The organism is Chitinophaga sp. W3I9, assembly GCF_050434025.1.
Lineage (GTDB): Bacteria > Bacteroidota > Bacteroidia > Chitinophagales > Chitinophagaceae > Chitinophaga.
In genome coordinates, this window is record NZ_JBNPWC010000001.1 from 6,613,470 (window position 1) to 6,633,813 (window position 20,344).

15 protein-coding genes are annotated in these 20,344 nt (G+C 49.1%); 6 read left to right on the forward strand and 9 right to left on the reverse strand.

The genetic code is table 11. The features are described 5' to 3' along the window. The first annotated feature begins 102 nt into the window (after nt 1-102). Together QFZ51_RS26860 and QFZ51_RS26865 are read left to right on the forward strand one after the other, a co-directional pair. Entirely contained in the window at nt 103-846 is a 744-nt protein-coding gene (locus QFZ51_RS26860) for a hypothetical protein (RefSeq protein WP_429050507.1), read from the forward strand. Further along, on the forward strand, nt 824-1,642 hold the full coding sequence (locus QFZ51_RS26865) for an SUMF1/EgtB/PvdO family nonheme iron enzyme (protein ID WP_429050508.1): 819 nt from the start codon (nt 824-826) through the stop codon (nt 1,640-1,642). Before QFZ51_RS26860 ends, QFZ51_RS26865 begins: the two co-directional genes overlap by 23 nt. Here the strand turns inward: QFZ51_RS26865 and QFZ51_RS26870 are convergent, their stop codons facing one another. Further along, a complete protein-coding gene (locus QFZ51_RS26870) occupies nt 1,643-3,469 on the reverse strand; it encodes an alpha-1,3-galactosidase-related protein (RefSeq protein ID WP_429050509.1) in 1,827 nt (608 codons plus the stop codon). It lies immediately after the preceding gene. Nucleotides 3,470-3,514: 45 nt separating this feature from the next. Continuing rightward, nucleotides 3,515-4,774 (reverse strand): NRAMP family divalent metal transporter, encoded by a 1,260-nt coding sequence (locus tag QFZ51_RS26875; RefSeq protein ID WP_429050510.1) that lies wholly within the window; start codon nt 4,772-4,774, stop codon nt 3,515-3,517. Nucleotides 4,775-4,863: 89 nt separating this feature from the next. Between QFZ51_RS26875 and QFZ51_RS26880 the strand changes: the two genes are divergently transcribed. From QFZ51_RS26880 to QFZ51_RS26895, 4 genes are all read left to right on the forward strand, one after another. After that, nucleotides 4,864-5,160, forward strand: coding sequence for a hypothetical protein (locus tag QFZ51_RS26880; RefSeq protein WP_429050511.1), 297 nt, complete (start codon nt 4,864-4,866; stop codon nt 5,158-5,160). A 546-nt stretch (nt 5,161-5,706) separates the two neighbouring features. After that, nucleotides 5,707-8,859, forward strand: a complete 3,153-nt coding sequence (locus QFZ51_RS26885) for a SusC/RagA family TonB-linked outer membrane protein (RefSeq protein WP_429050512.1) — start codon at nt 5,707-5,709, stop codon at nt 8,857-8,859. A 26-nt stretch (nt 8,860-8,885) separates the two neighbouring features. Then, the gene (locus QFZ51_RS26890; protein WP_429050513.1) at nt 8,886-9,173 is read left to right on the forward strand and encodes a hypothetical protein; all 288 of its coding nucleotides are present in this window, start codon (nt 8,886-8,888) and stop codon (nt 9,171-9,173) included. Nucleotides 9,174-9,189: 16 nt separating this feature from the next. Beyond that, nucleotides 9,190-10,365 carry a RagB/SusD family nutrient uptake outer membrane protein gene (locus QFZ51_RS26895; protein WP_429050514.1) on the forward strand — a complete coding sequence of 392 codons (1,176 nt, stop codon included), beginning with the start codon at nt 9,190-9,192 and terminating at the stop codon, nt 10,363-10,365. Between the two features lie 75 nt (nt 10,366-10,440). Here QFZ51_RS26895 and QFZ51_RS26900 read toward each other — a convergent pair whose 3' ends face one another. Genes QFZ51_RS26900 through QFZ51_RS26930 form a run of 7 tightly spaced genes read right to left on the reverse strand, consistent with a single transcriptional unit; the run spans nt 10,441 to nt 20,340 of the window. Then, nucleotides 10,441-12,594 carry an IPT/TIG domain-containing protein gene (locus QFZ51_RS26900; protein ID WP_429050515.1) on the reverse strand — a complete coding sequence of 718 codons (2,154 nt, stop codon included), beginning with the start codon at nt 12,592-12,594 and terminating at the stop codon, nt 10,441-10,443. Between the two features lie 20 nt (nt 12,595-12,614). Next, nucleotides 12,615-15,851, reverse strand: coding sequence for a TonB-dependent receptor (locus QFZ51_RS26905; RefSeq protein WP_429050516.1), 3,237 nt, complete (start codon nt 15,849-15,851; stop codon nt 12,615-12,617). A gap of 2 nt (nt 15,852-15,853) precedes the next feature. Then, nucleotides 15,854-16,831: a fasciclin domain-containing protein gene (locus QFZ51_RS26910; RefSeq protein WP_429050517.1), complete on the reverse strand. Its 978-nt coding sequence runs from the start codon at nt 16,829-16,831 to the stop codon at nt 15,854-15,856. A gap of 12 nt (nt 16,832-16,843) precedes the next feature. After that, entirely contained in the window at nt 16,844-17,626 is a 783-nt protein-coding gene (locus tag QFZ51_RS26915) for a hypothetical protein (protein ID WP_429050518.1), read from the reverse strand. Beyond that, nucleotides 17,545-18,039 (reverse strand): fasciclin domain-containing protein, encoded by a 495-nt coding sequence (locus QFZ51_RS26920; RefSeq protein ID WP_429050519.1) that lies wholly within the window; start codon nt 18,037-18,039, stop codon nt 17,545-17,547. Before QFZ51_RS26920 ends, QFZ51_RS26915 begins: the two co-directional genes overlap by 82 nt. Before the next feature lie 10 nt (nt 18,040-18,049). After that, nucleotides 18,050-19,111, reverse strand: coding sequence for a fasciclin domain-containing protein (locus tag QFZ51_RS26925; protein WP_429050520.1), 1,062 nt, complete (start codon nt 19,109-19,111; stop codon nt 18,050-18,052). 50 nt (nt 19,112-19,161) lie between these two features. Further along, on the reverse strand, nt 19,162-20,340 hold the full coding sequence (locus QFZ51_RS26930) for a hypothetical protein (RefSeq protein ID WP_429050521.1): 1,179 nt from the start codon (nt 20,338-20,340) through the stop codon (nt 19,162-19,164). Between the last annotated feature and the right edge of the window lie 4 nt (nt 20,341-20,344).

The window sequence follows — 20,344 nt, forward strand, 5'->3', positions numbered from 1 at the left end:
ATCAAACTAATCAGCAAAATCAGCGTAATCCTGAGCCAAGACAAAATCCGCATTTGGCAAATACCCCCGCCTGCTTTATCTTCCCGTAAATTTTGAATTTGCATGAAAAAGATGGTAGCAGTTCTTTTATCTGTATTTGCTTACAACGTTTGTTTTGCCCAGGAAGATGAAACATGGGTGGAGCCCAGCAAAGAAAGCCAGGCTTATCACGAGTACCGCCTGAAAATAAGCCGGCCGCCGGATGGATTGGAGAAAGTGCTGGCGCTGATTGCGAAAGCCGGTCATGATGAAGACGAGAACACCCCGTTGCCCCAGAAGGAATACATGGCGTTATCCATGCGCGAAAAGCTTACTTATCACCTCATTCATGCGGAATCGTATAGCCAGAACTGTGATGCCATGCCGCCGGTGCCGGACGAACATAAAAAGATCTTTGCGCAGTTGCCGGATGCATTCGGTGAATACAGCTGGAGCCAGCGGCAGTCGAATTTCATGACCGCTAACCGCGACTCCGCTATCGCGTTAATGAGCGCTTCCATCCAGCGCAGTAACCGCATCGGCGTTAACTATAAAAAAGCCATTATCGATATTAATGGCCGGGAAATGATCCCTTTGCTGATCAGCACTTATAACCGCGATCATAAAGATCATGATATACTCACCCTGCTGATGATATTGATGAAGAATAATGAATACGCACCTTTTTTATCTTCTGCTTCCTACAAAAAGCTGTATGCCGATGAAGGAACCAGTTACCAGGCTTACCTGAATTTCAATAGTGCCAATGAAGCATTGATCATTGAACGGGCTACTGCATTTTACAATGGGCTTCCTAAAAAAGGTTAGTACCGCGTTGCTGTTGCTGAGTGGCTATGCCGGCTCTGCACAAACGCCCGGTGGGTACGTATTGGTACCCGCCGGCAGCTACCATATAGGTGGGCATCTACATACACTTAACCCCGAAAGACAAGTAAGCGTCGATAGTTTTAACATTGCAATATATGAAACTACTAACCGGCAGTTTGCTGCATTTGTAGCAGCCACCGGTTATATAACTGATGCAGAACAACGGCACGATGCACTGGTATTTGCACCAGGGTTACGCGAGTTTGAATGGAGCAACGATTCCACTGCCTGCTGGCGTTTCCCCAACGGCGTGCGTGCCGGCGGTATTGAAAACAAAATGGAGCACCCGGTTACCTGTATCAGTTATAAGGATGCGCAGGCATACTGCAACTGGGCAGGTGTACGGCTTCCTACGCTGGAAGAATGGGAAATTGCTTCCCGTGCAGGCGCCCGCACCACTTATTTTTTTGGAGATAAGAAAACGCTCATTGGCCGCTATGCCAATATCTGGCACGGAAAGGATCACCTGCAGGCTGATAGTTCAGACGGATTCATGTATAGTGCCCCTGTTGGCAGCTTTCAACCCAATGCCTGGGGCCTATATGATATGTATGGCAACGTTTTTGAATTCTGTTCCGGCCACATAAAGCCCGGCGAAAGCCCTACCCTGGCACATGCCCGCGGTGGATCGTGGTGGTGCAGCCAGCGATCCTGCTCCTTCTTTAACTCGGTAGATATTGGCCGCGTTCACCAGCGTGCTTCCTTCAGCAACCAGGGTTTTCGGACCGTAAAATAACTATGGCTTTACTGTTACCGGCAGATCTGTTTTGATGGCTTTGGCCGTCATGCTTTGCAGCAACACAAGTGGCTTAAAAGGCACTTGCCATTCATTTCCAGTTACCTTTACGCCCTCGCAACCAGTAAGCCGGAAAGCTGGCCGTTCTGCGCCCTGTGGCAAATAGTCCTTCGTCCAGGAAATACGGTTACGCATAAACGATAAGTTGCCCGTGCTGCGGGCTGTTAACACCGGGTAGTCGTAGATACGAAATTCATTATCGGTTATCCGGATGTTATGATGCACCATAAAACCTTTCAGCAGCTGATGATTTTCCGGTGCTATTGCAATCACATAATTGTTATCAGGCGCCAGGTTATACCCGCAACCTTCAAAGGTGTTACCGCTGATCAGCACATCCTGTACCGGCCCGGATTCAAACCAGCTGGCGGCATCATCGGCAATGAGGATGGCATGCATACCTGTTCTGTAGAACCGGTTATGTTCTATCACCACTTTCTTACGGGTGGTTACCAGCAGCCCTCTTGTATTCACAGCTTCAAACACGCAGTTACGTACGGTGAGCGACGGTACCCACGTGATATTTTCGAGGCAGTCGCCGGCAATGATCCCTTCGGGTACATCGCCGCTGAGCGTTACTTCCATCTCTCTTTCACTGATCATGCGGGCGGCGGTGATGCGGCCGTTTGCATACCCCTGTAACGTAGCCGCATGTACGAAAGTGATACTGTCCCCGGCAAAGAAAGCTTGAAACCCATACGTTTGATGATGCATGAACCGCAATTTCAGTACCCGTGGCGCCACTTTTTCCGTGATCACCAGGTGCGTGCCGTGTATATTCACCGGATCGTCGTGCAGGCCTTTAAAATGCGAATCCGTAATAGTGATGTTTCCTTTGCAGCCGGAGAAATGCATGCCATCTGCAAAAGTGGCCATTACACGGCCGCTTTTTTCATCCGGCATGATCTGTATATGGCTGTAGTGAAGCTCTTCAGAGAACTGCGATACAATGCCGAGGCCGTGCATGTAACGCATGTTGATATGATCCAGCTGCACATTGCGGCAATGCCGGATAAAGGCGCCTGCCTGGTCGCGGATGCCATCCCTCACGGTAAACACGTTTCCCGGCTCACCTTTGAAGCCGGAAAAATCGCCGGTAAACTGTACCGTGTTAGGCGCAATGGTGGCGGCCCTGCTTTTCAGGAACGGCGTCCAGGAGGAATAAGTGTATATACCGTTGGCGGTATTCGCCAGCACTGCATGGAATGTGTTCATGCCCCACCTGGGACCATGCCATTCGAGGCGTCCATCAATGATGGTATATTTGGAATCGGGATGTATGGCGGCGACCACCATTTCCGGCGTCACCGTTTTCAGCGTCATTTCCGACATGGAAGGCCGTTCCGTATCTATGGTCACATGACGCATGGTAATGTTCTCGCACCGGTCAAAAACCCAGGTGGTCATCTTTCCATGAAAAACAAATTCCGCTCCATTCCCTTCGATAACAAGGTCTTTAAAGTTTTCAAAAAACAATCCGATGGTTTTTGTTTTGTCCGGCACTTCTGTTTCACTGGAGGTGTTGGAAATAAAATATACTTTCTTCACGGCGCTATCCGGGTAAAAGTCATAACGGCCGGGAGCAAATTCCAATACCGCGCCGGGCTTATCCTTACAGGCGGCAATGGCCTGCTGCACCCTGGTAGTGGCATCTGTGAAGGTATTAGGTTTAAGTCCGAAACTATTTACGTGTACGCGTTCCTGCGCGGCAACAGTGAAAGAAAAAACGATGCCGGTGCCGGTAAGTATCTTCCTGAAAATATTCATTTGTTGATGATGCTTAAAAATTCTTTACGTGGAAAAATGATAAACTCAGAACAGGAACCAGATCATAGCCACTGCGGCGGCAGTCATCAGTAATAGTGTGAGTCCGCCGAGAATATTGGATAACTTCGAATTCGTGTGCTCTTTCATGATCTTCTTATTGTTACCGATATGTATGATCATCACAATCATTACCGGCGCAGTAAGGCCATAGGCAATGGCCGTGTACAGCAGCGCTTTAATAGGACTCACGCCGAGGAAGTCGAGCGATAAGCCTACGATCAGCGAAATGATGATAGAGATATAAAACGGCTTGGCCTGGGAGAATTTCTTATCCAGTCCTGCCTCCCACCCGAGCGTTTCCGCAAGCATATACGACTGTGAACCTGCCAGTACGGGGATGGCCAGCAACCCGGTTCCCAATACGCCCGTAGCAAAAATCAGGTAGGTCAGTTTTCCTGCCAGCGGCTCCAGCGCTTTAGCTGCCTGGTCTACGGTATCTATCTGTTTCACGCCGGCGGGAAACAGCACGCTGCCCGCCGTGAGGATAATAAAGAACATCACAATATTTGAAAACAACATGCCCGTGTTTACATCTGTTTTCATTTCACTCAACACTCTTTTGTCCACCACAATTCCTTTGCCGTTATGTGCCTGGTCTTCCGCCTCCATCGTGGTTTGCCAGAAAAAAAGGTAAGGTGAAATAGTGGTACCCAGTATGGCGACAATGATAGAGAAGAAATCTTTATTGTATTGAATGGTGGGAATAAAAGTATGCCTTGCGATATCGCCCCAGTTTTGCTTTATCATAAAGGGCACTAAAATATACAGCAGCAACGACATGCAGAGCCACTTCAGGATCATGGCAATTTTTTCATAAGAGAAGCGGATGATTACGAACATCATTATCGCGGTGACGCCCACACAAAAAACGGATACCGGTACTGCGGGGAAGATCATATGGCACACCGCTCCCATGCCCTGGATATCTGCACCTATGTTCAGTGTGATGGCCGGAAAACTAAATAATAACATGAGGTAAAGCACCGGCCTGGGGTAGTTCTTCTTTAAAGTAACCGTCAGGCCCTGGCTGGTGACCAGCCCAATGCGGGCACACATACCCTGGACAGCCGCCATCAGCGGGAAAGTGAGCAGGGAGGTCCATAAAGTTGCCAACCCGAACTGCGCACCTGCCTGCGAATACGTGGCAATACCGGATGGATCATCATCGCTGGCGCCGGTAATTAATCCCGGGCCCAGTTTTTTAAAAAAAGTGGCGAGTTTATTGGGAGAGCGTTGCTTATCCATGAACCTGTTCATTAATGGGTATATGGTAAGTTAGTGGAAATCCGGGATATATCGGGTTACCTTTGCAACCCTTCATCCGGATAAGGTATGTGATAGTATTCTTTGACCGCAGGGCGCTGCGTTTCGGGCACCAGAAGATCAACCTGCATGAAAAAGGCAGGGAAATAGATCCCAAAGCGCTTGCACCCACTATGGGATCGGCGGATCTGTGCTTTATTGCAGATACGCCGGTGGAAGAAATCCTGGTGGAATTAATGACGCTGAAAATAAACATCCTGGAAGGCGGAATTGTAGAAAGGATCGGCACTACAGGCAAGATCCGATCTATCTATTTCAGGGACCCCGACGGCAACCTGCTGGAGGTAAGTAATTATATTTCAAAATAAACATCCCGGAGAATATTGTTTTTATGCAAAAAACAGTATATTTTTATGCCGCTAATGAGAATCATCCTGTTTTGTTTTCAGCCTTGACCCGCTGTAACCTGACATGGACCCTATAACCAAAATTTGAACATGCTGTACTGATTGTTTTTTGTTATTACTATTTGCTTATTGAGGACGTATTTTAATTCCAACTGGTTCTGGAAGCATAGGTATCATTGGTTGTAGTGTTGCCAACTACAAGCGGATGCTGCATTTAGCCTTTTATATAGCAAATTTGTGCGCCGGATTTAGTCCGTCCGGGGAAGCATGATCTGTAAACAACAAAATTAGCACAATGCTATAAGCCTTACCAGGCTTTAGATTCCTATAGAAAATAATAGTTGATCCATCAGAATAAATTGACTTCATCTTTAAACCAAAATCTGTATAACTATGAACAAGGCAGGCGACTGCGATTGGCAATAACCCGATGAATTAAACCAAAATCTGACACAAGGCCGCCCGCCCGCAACATTTTCTTATATATCTAAACCAAATTGAAACCGTATGAAAAAAGGTTTACTACTATGGCTTTTACTAGCCATCGGTGTGGTGCATTCCTATGCCCAGACCCGAACGATTACTGGTAAGGTAACAGATGCCCAGGACGGACAAGACCTGCCCGGCGTATCTGTAATCATCAAGGGTACCAAAACAGGCGTTGTATCAGGCCCCGACGGTAAATTTACCATCCAGGCAGATGCCAATACCATCTTACTGTTTTCTTTTGTTGGCTATGAAACGAAAGAAGAGAAACCCGGCAACCGCCAAAACATTAGTGTTGCCTTATCCGGCAGCAATAAAGTACTGAATGAAATACTTGTAACCGGTTATGGAGAGCTGAAAAGAAAAGATGTGACTTCTTCTGTGAGTCATGTATCAGCCGGACTTGTCAATAACCGCCCTGCCACCAGCTTTGACCAGGCGTTAACTGGCCGCGCTGCCGGTGTGAACATCAGTACCAACTCCGGTGTACTGGGCGACAACGTAAACATCCGCATCAGGGGCATTAACTCCATTACCAACAGCTCGCAGCCACTGGTAATAGTGGATGGTATCCCGGTAAACTCCCTCACTAACCTGAACGTTTTCAACAGTGGTAACGGTACCCGTTACAATCCGCTTGCAGACATCAACCCGAACGACATTGAATCGGTGGATGTGCTGAAAGATGCCGCTGCCAGTGCATTGTACGGTTCCCGCGCTGCTGCCGGTGTAATTATCATTACCACTAAAAGAGGTAAAAACGGCACTATCAATGTAAACTACAACGGATACGTGGGTATGAGCAAAGCCGTGAGATTACCAAAACTGCTGAACGGCGATGACTTCACTATTATCCAGAATGAAAAAGCAAAGAACGCTACTAAAACAGGCGGCGTTACTCCCATCCTGGCAAAAGACGTTGACATAAACGGCGATGGTAAAGCAGACAGAACGGACTGGCTGGATGAAGTGTTCCGCACGGGCGTTATCCAGAATCACCAGTTATCACTCGCCGGCGGCACGGAGAAAGCGAAATTTTATGCATCCGGTGAATATGCCGATCAGCAGGGTATGGTGCTTGTTAACCGTTTACGCAGAGGTAGCATCCGTATGAACCTGGATGTAACCCCTAAAAAATGGTTGAAATCAGGTATCTCTTTATACAGCTCCAAGTCTTTGAATAACGGCGTTTTATCCGACGGATACCTCGCAGGTTCCACCTTCTCTGCATACAACGCGATGCCGAATGTACCGGTGTATGACAAAAACGGCAACCTGTATATCAAATCCAGCAACGGGGATCTGGCAGATGGCAATAACATTACGACCAACAAACTGAACCGCTTCTTCCACCCGCTGTCCAATCTGCAATTCGGAAGGAATGATAATACCGCCACCCGCGTATTATCCAGCGCTTATATAGAAATTGAGCCTATCACCGGTTTGAAAATAACTTCCCGGTTTGGTGTTGATATGGTGCAGAACTTTGAAGACCAGTACAGCGGCCCTTTACAGGCAGGTTTGGGATTAGGCAACAATGGCCTGGTGCAGGAAAACCTCTTCCGCCAGAACCTTTGGAACTGGTCTAACTTTGCCACCTATACGAAAGCTATCAACAACCTGCATTTCATCAGCGCTACAATAGGTCAGGAATCCCAACATACCGAACAGAAACAGTTATATACCGGGCAGGGCAACCTGGCAGATTCTTATTTTAAAGAAATCTATGACGGTTTATTTGCCGGCTCTGAAAACAGCTATACCGGTGGTGGCCGCGTTGCCACCTCATTCGAGTCTTACTTCGGTAAGATAGGTTATAACTACGGATCAAAATACTACTTTGATGCAACCCTGAGAGCAGATGCTTATTCTGACTTCGGTTCCAATAACCGCCGTGGTTACTTCCCCGGCGTATCTGTGGGATGGAGAATTTCTGAAGAAGGCTTCTTTAAAGATAATATCTCCCTGATCAGCGACCTGAAACTCAGAGCCAGTTATGGTATGGTGGGTAACTCCAACATCCGTGCATACGCCTTCCGTTCCTTGTATGGCGGCGGACAGTATGGCGATATCAATGGATTTGGTGTTGCACAGATCGGTGATCCTAACCTGCAGTGGGAAAAATCAAAGAAACTGGATATAGGCGTGGACGTTACCCTGCTGAAAAACAAGATCACTTTTGTGGCCGACTACTTCCACAGTAATATCGACCACCTGATCCTGGATGCGCCTATCCTGGCTACCGTGGGTACGCCCTGGGACCCTGTTACCGGTGCGGTGGGTTCTATCCTCACTACCAACATCGGCACCATGTGGAATAAGGGACTGGAACTGACATTAAATACCCAGAACATTACTACCAGGGACTTTAGCTGGAATTCCAGCATTAACTTCACCATTATTAAAAACAGGGTGACGGCCACTGCTGATGGATCTGATATCATCAAAGGAAACAACCGTGTCAGCGTTGGCAAAACCCTGGGCGTGTTCAAGCTGATCGAATGGGGCGGCGTAAACCCGGACAATGGTAATCCAATGTACTACAACGCCAAAGGCGAACTGGTGATGTACAACTTAGACCCTAACGTACCTACTGCCAGGAAATGGACTTCTCCGGACGGTACCAAGCCAATGAGCGCTGTTACAGGCTCTGACGCTCAGTACCAGGATAAATCCGGTTACCCAACCTGGTATGGTGGTTTCAATAACACTTTCAACTACAAAGGCATTGACCTGAGTATCCTGCTTCAGTACAGTGGCGGTAACTATGTATACAATTCCACCAGGGCTGCCCTGATGAGCAACTATTTCCAGAACAACCTGCAGGAAATCAAAAACAGATGGACTCCCGAAAATAAAAACACGGATGTTCCCAAGCTGGTACTCTCTGACGCGCCAACCAACCAGGCATCCACCCGCTGGATGGAAAAAGGCGATTTCCTGAGAGGTCGTGAAATCAGCCTCGGTTATACTTTCCCTGGCATCAAAGATAAAATCGGTTTGAACAGCCTGCGCGTTTACGCCCTCGTTCAAAATGCCTTTATCATTACCAAATATACAGGCGCTGATCCTGAAATCAATACCAACCGTGATAGCAATATCAACTACGGAACAGATAACAGGGGTATGCCTTTACCAAGAATATTCATGCTGGGCTTAAATGTTGGATTCTAATTGTTAGCGATTAAAAAAACTGAATTATGGAATTAAAATATAAACCGAACTCCCGGAAAAAAACAAGCATAGGTTTGGCCATTGGCGCAGTAGCGATAGCATCTTCGATGCTGTTTTCCTGCTCCAAGGTAAATGACCAGATCCCCTTTTCCAAACTGACGCCGGAGGAAGCCTTCAGCACACCGGAAAGAATTGAAAAGTCCGCGATCGGTATGTACGATGCCCTGCAGAACGGAGAATTCCTGGGGGGCCGTGTACTGATCTACTCGGACGTGAGATCAGTGGATGTAAATATCTCCTCTTTATTTTGGTAATGTACCTACTTTTAATATGCTTTCCAACAATGTGTATGCGTTCAACTGCTGGTCGGGCGGATACAGGACCATTTTTGAAAGCAATTATTTCTCGCAGAACCTGAAAGATCATGAAAGTGTAGTTGGCGCAGAGGTAGCAGCAGGCTATTACGCAGAGGCAAAATTTATCCGTGCCCTCACGTACTTCTTCCTGGTAAATACCTATGCACAAACCTATACTTACCAGGCTGATGCCGGACATATGGGCGTGCCGTTGATACTCACCGCTGCAAAGGATGGTGGCGAAGCCATTGATCCGAAGAATAAAGTTCCCCGCAACACGGTGAAGGAAGTTTATGACCAGATGATCAAAGATCTCACTGAAGCAGCAGCCGTACTTCCTGTTACCACCGGTGATGATTACAATGACCGCAGCCGTGCCACCAAAGGCGCCGCCCATGCACTGCTTTCCCGCATCTACCTGTATGAAGGCAACTGGGCCAAAGCCCGTGACTATGCAGACAGCGTACTGCTGTCGTCCTTTGGTTACGACCTCGACGCCACGCCAGCCGATGTATGGTCTTCCACAAACTACCAGACTTCCCTGGAACGCATTTTCTCTGTAGCCATGAGCTCCGGTGATAACCCGAATACCAATAACGCCATCGGCCAGCATTATGGCAGTTCAGGCAGGGGTGATATCACCATCAGCCAGACCTACCTGACGCTCCCCAATTTCGATCGTTTCACCGATCTGCGGGCGAAACCACTGTTTACTTATACCATCAGTGGTGGCGATACCACCGCATTTTATACCAAGAAATTTTTTGGCGCCAGCACCGTAGATGCCTGGGTGCCCGTTGTACGCCTGGCAGAAGTGATGCTCACCAAAGCAGAAGCATTGGCCAGGCTAACTCCCGGCGTAGCTAATCCCGAAGCTATCACCCTGCTGAATGCCATCAGGACAAGGGCCAAGGCTAAGGTACTGGCCCCGTTAACACAGGCGGCGCTGATCAACGATATCCTCACCGAACGCAGAATAGAACTGGCTTTCGAAGGACATGGCGAATTCGACTTCCTGAGAACACACCGTGCAATTCCTGCCCACGGCGGCGTAGATGCACAGGAGTGGAATGATGATGCAGTGGTATTCCCGCTGCCAAACGCGGAAGTAGAACGTAATCCAAACATGAAACAGAATCCTGGCTACTAAAGCCATAACACTTATTCATAACGAAGGGGCTGGCCAGTAATCTGGCCAGCCCCTTCGTTCTTCTTTCTAAAAAAATTATTGCAGGATAATTTTTCTTACCGCTTTTCCAAACCGCTCTACTACATAAATATTCCCTTCCTTATCTGTACAAATACCATTAATGCTGTTAAAGGTGGCCTGGTTCAACGTTCCGTCATCGTTTCCTGATACCGGGTTACTACCGCCTTTCCAGCCTGTGATCCGTGTTACCTGGTCGTTGGCGATTAACCGGATGGCATTATTATCTGCCACGTACATTTCGCCGGTTACCGCGTTGCGGGCCATGCCGGAGATAATGCTGAATTGTGCGCCGGTAAGCGATCCATCGCCGTAGCCATACTGGCCGCCGGCATACAGCGTTTTAACGCCACCTGTAATTTTTGAAACAAACGGGTTATCCGAATCGCCGCCAAAAAACAGGGTTCCACTATTATCTATTACCAGTGTACCCGGTGCGCTCTGATATACATTCGGCGCCAGCGGGCTGGCATTGCCGGCGCCATCAAGGCGGTATACACCTGCGTATTGTGCGCCTATGTACACTGTTCCGTTTTTATCAATACCCACACCAATAGGCGTAAATGCCACACGGGCAAACGTAGTTACACTGCCGGCCGGCGTAATTTTGCGGATGCATCTGTTATTCTGATCACATACATAGAGATTATCCTGCGCATCTATTACGCAAGCCACCGGGTAATTGAATGCCGCGGCTGTTCCGTTGCCATCCACATTCCCTGTGGAGCCATCTGTTTTTCCTGCAAAAATGCTCACCGCCCCGCTGGCCGTTACTTTCTTTATCACGTTCAGATCCAGCACGAATATATTCCCGCGGGAATCTACTGCTACGCCTTTCGGATCATCGAAAAGGGTTTGTGACGGGCCGCCTGCAACCGTGATCACTCCTGCCCTGCGGAATACCGGGCCTGTGGCATCCAGCGTGCCTACTTTTACTTTCAGCGCGCCGGTGCTAACGCCAACGGGAGCGACTACACGCAGCGTACTGTCGGTGGCTGCGGTTACCGGCACCACTACCCCATTGAAGGTAACGATGTTCTCTGCCGCGTTGGTACTGAAGCCAATCCCTTTTATGGTTACTTCCGTACCTTCGAGACCGTTATCCGGTAATAATTGTAAAATGCCCAGCGACTGTTCTTTAAACAGCGGTCCTTCCGATTGCTGCCCGTTCACGATGAGTTGTATTTTCCCGGCGCCTGCTCCGGCAGGTACCTTTACGCTTATGCTCCTATCAGTTGTGGCAGTAACAATAGCGGCATGCCCGTTAAAGGACACCGTTACTTCATCGGGGAACGTGCTGAAGTAATCGCCTGCAATATCCACAGCAGCACCTGCCGGTGCGCTCAGGGGCGTAACCGTTCTGATTACCGGTTTGGGAACTACGGTAAACACCTGGCCAATAGTTTTCTGCCCGTTGATGCTTACGACTACCGGTCCTGTAGCTACGCCTTCCGGCGCTGTCACCACCAGTTTGCCGGCAGCAGCGCTTATAACCGCCGCCGCTTTACCATTGAACGTAACGCTGTTGCCGGCGGCCAGGGTATTAAACCCTTCCCCGTTAATGGTTACCGCCGTGCCGCTACCACCCTTCAGCGGTTTAATGCTGCTGATGACCTGGAAAGAGAAATCAGGTCCGCTTACTTCTTTTCCATCTACCATTACCACTACCTTGCCGCTGCCTGCACCTTCCGGCACAGCCGCTACCAGTAACGTATCGGATGCACCGGTGATCAGTGCGTCCTTTCCATTGATGGTTACCTTTGCCGGCGCTTCCATGCTGCTGAAGCCCGCGCCGCGGATAGAAATATTCGTACCTGCGGGACCGTTAGCCGGACTGATACCATGCAGGCTCAGTGCCTGGTAAGTGTAGGTGCCAAGTTCCATTTTACGGTCGCCGGACTTTACAGCAAGTGAACCGGTGCTGCCATTGTCCGGTGCCAGCACTATCAGCACGGAATCGCGCGCATCCAGTACCCTGGCTTCCGTGCCGTTAAAGCTTACCTGTACATCTTTGGTGAGTCCCTGTCCCTGCAGGGTAACAATGGTACCCGCATTTCCACTATTTGGCCAGAACGTTTTTACATTCATGGCCACCGTGCTATTATCCCGGTCTTTTTTGCAGCCTGCCACCAGTAACAAAATTACCGGCAGCAGGTATAAAGCATATTTCATTGTTGGATGATTAACATTGATTAAAAAGAATATCTTAATCCCAGCTGCACCTGCGCCCTGGAGTTGAGGAAATCAACGGAGTAAGGCTTACCCGGATTTTCGAAAGTATACACCGGGTATCCGCCGGGGTTTTGCCCTGCCGGGAATACCGGTGTTAAGCCGGTGCTGGCAGTGGAGTTAAATGTATTGGGAGAGAAATATACCGTGCCCCAGTTGCTGTTGATCAGGTGCGTCAGATTCACTACATCCGCAGTAAAAGTGATGAACTGCTTTCCGCCAAAATGATACTCCTGTGCAAAGTGCAGATCTGCCTGCACATTCCACGGCGTGCGGCCGGCATTACGCTCTGTGAACTGCCCGCGACGGCCGCGCAGGTATTTATCGCCATCTATATAAGCGTTAAAAGCAGCTGCCTGCTGTTCGGCAGAAATGCCTTTCCCGCGGAAGTAATTAATAGCTTCATCTGCATAAGGAATATATAACAAGCTTACCTGTTGTGGTAATCCCTGGATGCTGTTGTTAACCACACCGTAGGTAAACGGACTGCCGGATTGCGCGGTGGCGAATATAGTAACGGTGGTTAGCCAGTTGTTGCTCCAGGCTTTGTGGTAAGTAACGTTACCGACTATACGGTGACGCACGTCAAAGTTGGACCATGCCAGTCCGGGATTATTGGGACTGAGCGCCTGGTTCAGCTGCCAGTTGCTTTCCATAGAGTTACGGATACCGTTGGAGATATCTTTGGAACCGCCGTAGGTATATGCCAGCGACGCCTGGATACCTGAAGGGAAGCTACGGTTGACGCTACCGGTGAAGCTGTAGCGGTAACCCTTTTTTGTATTGCTCAACAGGTAGGCGTTAGAGAAATGCGGATCTGTAGTACCGCTGTAAATCGGTTGCTGCCGGTCTTTATCATAAGCATAATACTTTGGATCATCTTTGATATTCACCTGCTGAAATAATACGTCCTTCAGCGTTTTGGTGTACATCGCTTCCACGGTGTATTTAAATCCTGCCGGGCTCACATAACCCAGTCCCAGGCTGCTGCGCCATACCTGCGGCATCACGAAGTTATTATCAATTACATCCACCTGTGTTTTACCTGCATTCCGGTTGTTCATCTGTGCGCCGTTTTGCTCAATAAACTGCGCGATACCGTTAGGATTGGGTTGCAGCGGATCGCTGCCGGGCACAAATACTTTTGTATCTGCTTTCTGATCAAAGGAGCCGTAGTTGATGCCGTTGTTATAATAGGCATAGGCGATCCAGGCAAAAGGGATGCGGCCGGTGAACAGGCCGGTACCACCGCGGAGGATAAGGCTTTGATCGTTTTTCCAATCGTAGCGGAAGCCGAGGCGGGGCGACAATTGCACTTTGCCCAGGTAGCCATTATTGATGCGGTTCAGCGGCGTATAGGCGTAGGTGTTACCAAAAGAACCATCGGTATAGGCGTTCTGTGTTTTATCACTCAAGGCGGGTTTCTCTGGCAGCCAGGTATAATCGGCACGTATACCGGGGATCACCTTCAACTTGTCTGTTACCTGTATTTCATCCTGTGCATATACGCTGTGCATGTTTATATTAAACTGCGCTTCCGGGTGCGCGAGGATGTATTCGCGGCTGTTATTGGTATAGTTGTAACTGCCACGAACACGGTAAGGATTGTTGTTCAGATAATCTTCAATGCTCAGATAATCCACTCTCCCATTCCAGCTGTTAACAAAGCCATAGTCGATATGATACAGTTCATTGTGGGTGCCGAGTAATATGGTATGTTTTCCTTTTCTGAAGGTAAGGTTATCAGAGATTTCGATGGTACGTTGTTTCATATCAAAGATGCTCGCCTCGCGGTCAGTACCGAGATAGATGGTAGTACCGGGTGTGCGGCCGGTGATCTGCACCTGTGGCAGTGACGGATCTGAACCGGGGTTGCGCTTATCGTGTACTACGCTGAATCCTGCGATGAAACTGTTGGACCAGCGGTTGTTAAACCTCGACTTTATTTCCATTACGGTGGAGCTCTGGTTATTTACCTGTTGATAAGCCATGCTGCTGAACCGGAAATCCTGTTGATCCCGGTCCATGTTCATGGCTTTAGACAGAATGGTATTATTGCGAAAGGAGAGCTGGTGTTTATCGTTGATGTTCCAATCGATGCGGTTAAAGAATTTCTGCGAGCGGGAGTATGCCGTGTAATTACCGGCAGTACCGGGATCAAATCCTTTACCATAACGGCTCAGCGTAGCGTTGCGGATATCGTCTGCATCTTTGACGCTGAGGATCTGCGCCGTTTCCGGTTGACCGGCCAGCAGCTGTGCAGGGTCCTGGCGGGAAGTAATTTCTTCGTTGGTAAAAAAGAACAGTTTATTTTTTATGATGGGGAATCCTATCCGGACGCCGGCCTGATAGTCGTGGAAGTCGCTGTTCATTTTGCCATTGGGACCTTTACCGGTGAGGGCTGCATTGCGGCCAAAGCCGTAAACCGATCCCGTTACGGTATTGGTACCGCTGCGTGTAACAGCGTTGATACTGCCGCCGGTGAAGTTCCCGATCTTTACATCGAAGGGGGCGAGGTATACCTGCATGTCTTCGATCGCATCCAGCGATACCGCGTTGGTGCGGGTACTGGAGCCGGGCAGGCCGGAGCTGCCGGTAATGCCTCCTGCAGAGGGGCTGAAGCCAATAGCATCGTTGTTGATAGCACCATCGATGGTTACGTTGTTATAGCGGAAATTGGTACCTGCAAAGGAGTTATCACGGCTGCCCTGCGGAACCATCTTTGTCATATCCTGAAGGCTGCGCGAAATGGTAGGCATGTTTGCCAGTTGTGTGCGGCTGATGTTTTGTCCTGCGCCGGTAGTATTGGCGGAAGCGGTTTTCTTTGTGCCTTTGATAGTTACAGCAGCAAGATCTTTACCGGCAACAGCCATTACCACATTGAGTTGTACGGGTTCGCCGAGGCGGACGTTGAGCTGTTCTCTTTTCTGCGGTTGCATTCCCATCATGGTGATGCTTACCGAGTAAGGACCGCCGATACGCAGGCCGGGTAAATAGTAGCGGCCATCGGCGGTGGTGATTGCGCCGTACTTTGTACCCGAAGGCTCGTGGATGGCCAGTACCGTAACGCCGATGAGCGGTTCGTTTTTATCGCTGGTGATCTTCCCGCTTAGTGTGCCGTTTGTTTCCTGTGCGTATGCCAAGGGGCTGGTAGCCAGCAGTACGGTGAACAAGTAAGCTATGTATAAAATTTTCTTCATCACTACTGATTTTCTTTTAGTACCTGGTCTATGATGTGGAGTACGCCGTTGCCGGCCATAACGTTGGCTTTCTTCACCTGTGCGGCCGCGGTATTACCGGGTCCGGTGATGCTGATACCCGTGTATTTCACACCGGATTTCAGCAGGCTGATCTTCACGTTGTTACCGTTAAGCATGGTCTGTTCTGTTTGATCGGAGTCACCGGTGGTGAGGATATAATCGTATATGAATTTCCTGCCGGAGAACAAATGGTATTGCAATAACTCCCGCAGCACGGCAGGATCTGTTGCGTTGATACTATCTGCAGAAGAAAAACCTGCGCTGCGGAAGGCTGTGTTGGAGGGTGCAAAAAACGTGTAGGTGTTACCGGTAGTGAGCAGCTGTTTCATTCCCGCCTGTTGAAGCGCTACGTTCAGGAAGGTGAGCGTGGTGTCTGAAGATATAGCGTCCGACAATGTTTTATGTACCAATGGCTGCAGCACATTATCCAGCACCTGTATTACGCCGTTGCTGGCGGGCAGGTTGTAAGCGAGTAATGGCGTGCCGTTGATGGTGAGCAGTGTATCTGTTCCTTTCACCCAGCGGGTAACGAACATCTTCGCGCCGGTGATAGCGGCAATTTCCTGGTTGAATTTAAACGGTAGTTTGTTCAGTTCCCAGACGCCGTTCACAACATGATAAGAGACCAGGTTACCGAGGATGGTACCATCTTCTACCAGCACTGACTGATCGGTGCTGTAGCCTGCTTTTGAAAAGGCGTTGTTATCCGGTATCATCACCGTATATGGGCCGGGGCCGGCCAGTGTGGTGCGGTAACGGGTTCTGCTCAGGGCAGTGCTGAAAGCGGAGAAGTTGAATTTATTATCATCGATGACGTAGGTGAGGCGGTTGTTTTCGTCCGTACCGGCCACCTTATCATTGTCTTTTGTACAGGCCGACAGCAGCATTAACAGCACGCCGGTATACTTCAATATTTTCATGGGTACATTTGTTTAGTTAGGCCATTTGAAAAGATCATCTACTTCATGGATCACGCCGTTGAGCACACGGATATCCTTGTTTTTGAGACCGGTATATGGAGTGTTTGCAGCGTGTCTTTTTACGCCGGGTTGCCCGTTGTTGCTGATAAAATCAAGACTGATGTATACCGGCGGACTGCCATATAGCTGTCCTTTCAGGAGCATCAACCCGCTAAGCTGCTGTGCATTATCGGCGAGATCGTTGGAGAAGTATACCGGTCCTATTCTTGCATCGCCGTTGAGCTGCGAGGCGATGTATACTTCCACACCGTGTGCAAAAAGAATGGAGTCGATCGCTGTCACCGGCTGCTGGTAGTACATATTTTCATCATAGTCGCCGGGCGGCAATGGCCAGGAGCGCAGGCAATAATTCAGGATATCATCTGCATTATGAAATCCATTCTTTATAAATGCGTTGTTGTTGGGTGCGTACAAGGTGAATTGCGCAAGCGATTCTGACGATTGCAGCAGGGTCATGATACCCATATTCATCCATACCGAGTTGTAGAGGCTATCGCATATGAGCAGTGCATCGCGGTAGAGGCTGAAGCGGGGTTCTGTGCTGATGTACTCCCACATTGTTTGCTGTGGTTTGGTGATGCAATGTTCTACCGGGTAAATGAGGCCGTTGACAGCTTCCTGGTATTGGCCCCATCTAGCCTGGGCAATGCCGTTTACCAGGAGGCTGTCGCCATGTTTGCCGAGGAACAGGAAATCGATATAGTTTTTGCTGTACCAGTTGTCCCGGCCCGCCATTGAGCGCTCTGACAGGGTAGCGCCGGGCGTGTTGCCGCGGGTACTGCTGCAATGTTTTCCGGTGTGAGGCGGGCAGGCATCACATATATGGTGAGCAGTTCATCCAGTTCTTCTTTGGTGGCGGCTTTTATTTTTGCGGTGGTCCATCCGGCTTCATCAAAAGCTTTATCTGAGGGTACCAGCACCGTGTAGAAACCTGACCCGGATTGCTTTACTTTTTCATCCATGCCGGACAATTGCCATGCCTCACGGAAACGGGTATACGGAGAAGCAGCCAGCAGTTGTTGCCAGGTTTTATCCGGGCCGGCTTCATGCGGCACCGGGTTGCCCACCGGCTCCGGTTCGATATCCTGTTTGCGGCAACCGGCCGCCACCAGCAACAGTAATAAGAGTACGTGTATCTGTAATTTCATCTGATTCATTTTATTGCTTCATTAAATCCGGGTTAAACACCAGGTCGTCTATCACATGTACAATACCGTTGCTGCAGAGGTGATCAGCATTTGTGAGTCCACCTTTATATTGTACTGTGGCAGGTCCTTCTTCGTTTGAGCCCCAGTTTACGCCCATTATTTTGCCGATGTAGACCGCCGATTGTTCTGTACCGTTGTAGTTATTCCGTATATAATTGGGGGTGATACTGTAAGTATCGTTGAAGTAAATCACATTGGCGCCGTATACGTTTGTGCCAGACAGGATGTAGCCATCGGTAGAAAAAATATGCATAGGCCGCATCATGAGGGTATAGATGCCGAAGGTGAGTGGTTTGTAATCTGCTGGCTTCAGGGTGGCAATTTTCCCTGCTGTTAAGCCGTACTTCAGGAAAGCGTTGTTATCCGGTGCGAATAAGGTAAGCGGATCTTTTATTTTCAGATCATCCCAGAGATTGAACTGTTTCAAGACAGCGGCGAAGAGGGCAAGACTGGTATCTTTAGAGATATAGTCCTGTACTGTTTCCTTTTTATACTGCAATGGTTTGGCGAGGATGTGGATTACCCCGTTGGCCAGCGCGATATTGCGTTTGGCGCCGGTCATGATGTAGGCGCCATTCACAAATGTGAAGATGTCGTCTTTGATAAATTGCTCCTGTTTATCTACAGACACATAGAGTGCGTCACCGGTGAGGGAGAGATACTTATTATCCATCTGTTTGGGGAAAGTGGTAATAAAATACCGGTTGCGGATCATGTGATACCGCAGCATAAACCGCAGGCTGTCCACGTCCATACGGTCTATCTCTGCGGGTGTGCTGATACCTATCCTGTTAAAGGCCGCGTTATCCGGTGCGAAGAGCGTGGTGGCTCCCGGCTGGTTTAATGAATCCAGCAAACCGGTTTTTTTGAGGGCGGCGCTTAACAGGCTCAGGTCGTAGTTATTTTCAATGAACACCCCTATGTTACGGGGGATCGTGGTTCTATCTACCGGGGGGATGAGGTCATCTTTACTGCACCCTGCCATCAGCAACACTAACAGCAGTCCCATCATCTCCCTAAATCTTTTAAAAGTTATATTCAGCATATTCATACAATAAGATGTTAATAAACAGGCGGCGCAAACTTCCGCTGGATGGTGGTTACATAAAACTTGCGGTTGATGTATTCAATGGTATTTACCGTAGCAAAAGAGCGTGGGTTGGCAGTACCGGAATGAATACTGACGATGAGTCCTGTGCGCAGGTCTGTTCTTATTTTGAAAGGCAGGTGAGAAGTTTTGTTAGCATCCCCGTAATCGCCGAGGATAAGCGCTGAGTAGGCGCCTACCGGCAGGAAGTCGGGATAGCCGAGGTTTTCCGGGGAAAACCCTGCTCCAAAAAATCCGAACTGCTGGCTCATGTTACCTGTAAAGATTTTATTGCCGCTGGTATCTGCAAACAGCGGGAAGCTGTAATATGGCGCCACACGGGGTTCCAGGGAATGTATGATTTGCCCCATAGGTACGCCCCTGTAACCTGGTAAAGGGGTGAGAATGGCATCCTTTCTTTTATTCAGTGAATAATACACCTGCATGGTATCCTGCAGCTTCGTGCTCACCAGGTATTGGTTGGTGATTTCATTGGGCGCCAGCCGGTACCAGTTTTTCGAGCTGAGGTTGTAAAAATTTACGTACACCATAGAATCCGCAAAAGGCTGTTTGGTAAACGTTTCCTGGCGCAGGTACATAAACGGCTGCTGGCTTGTATATTCCGCAATGAGTGCATGCATGGTATATACTTCACCGGCGGTGAGATCGATAGTTGTATCGATCAGGGTAACACCTCTTTCCAGTTTATCCAGTTCGAAGTAAGGCGTGTTGTTCAGCGGCCGGGTACGGAAAACAATGTGATGTTTTCCTGACGGCACCTGCGCCCAGCTGGACAGATCATATCCATTTAATATTGGACCGGCCAGTACTCTTTTGGTACCGGGATATTCCTTTTGCCAGATCACATTGCTGGCGGCATCGGGGTAAGGCATAGCCCATTCGCTGCGGCGATCCAGGAAATCGCCGGTGATAGCGGCGTTTACCGGTACGCCTGCATCATCCATTACAGGATCTACCAGGAACACGAGGAAAGGCACCGGCACATCTTTATTATCGAGCGTGGCGTTGTACTCCAGGCAGTTGAACACGCGGAGATACGCCGGGCTGTTCAGGGTGGCATAATCCGTTTTGCGGCAGCTGTTAAAGAGCAGGGCGATGGCACATAAAAGCAGCAAAAAATATTTCGACTTCATACTT